Genomic DNA, 790 nt, shown 5'->3' on the forward strand with positions numbered 1-790 from the left:
CTCGCCGCTGACGGGATACCCGTGACGGTGACGTGCCGGGTTCTCAAGCTCTCCCGCCAGCCCTACTACCGATGGCTGAAGCAGCCGATCACGAACGCTGATCGGGTGGAGGCGTATCGCGCCAACGCGCTGTTCGATGCTCACCAGGATGACGCGGAATTCGGGCATCGGCTGCTGGCCGATGAAGCTCGCGACGCCGGAGAGTCGATGGCTGATCGGACGGCGTGGCGGATCTGCCGCGACAACGGCTGGTGGAGCGCGTTCGGAAAGAAGCGCAGCAGGAACGGCAAGAAGGCAGGCCCGCCAGTCCACGACGACCTTTGCGCGGTCGTGGACGAGACCGGGCGCATCCGGCATGAGTTCACCGCCGATGGCCCGAACCGGCTCTGGCTGACCGACATCACCGAACATCGCACCGGTGAGGGCAAGCTCTACCTCTGCGCGGTCAAGGACGTGTTCGCCAACAAGATCGTCGGCTACTCGATCGACTCACGGATGAAGTCGAGCTTGGCAGTCAGAGCGCTGGAGAACGCCGTTCAGATGCGCGGCGACGTCGCCGGCTGCGTGATCCACAGCGACCGAGGCAGCCAATTTCGAAGCCGGAAATTCCTCCGAGCGATCAGCCGCCACCGCATGGTGGGATCGATGGGCAGAGTCGGCGCTGCGGGAGACAACGCCGCGATGGAATCGTTCTTCTCGCTGTTGCAGAAGAACGTCCTCAACCGCCGCTCCTGGGCCACCCGCGACGAGCTGCGCATCGCGATCGTCACCTGGATCGAACGCACCTACA

General features: G+C 64.4%; 1 protein-coding gene. It reads left to right on the top strand.

The features are described from left to right. The coding region (locus FK219_RS13315) for an IS3 family transposase (protein ID WP_152584348.1) at positions 1 to 790 on the top strand (790 nt) is incomplete at both ends.

The organism is Microcella pacifica, from assembly GCF_009371975.2.
GTDB lineage: Bacteria > Actinomycetota > Actinomycetes > Actinomycetales > Microbacteriaceae > Microcella > Microcella pacifica.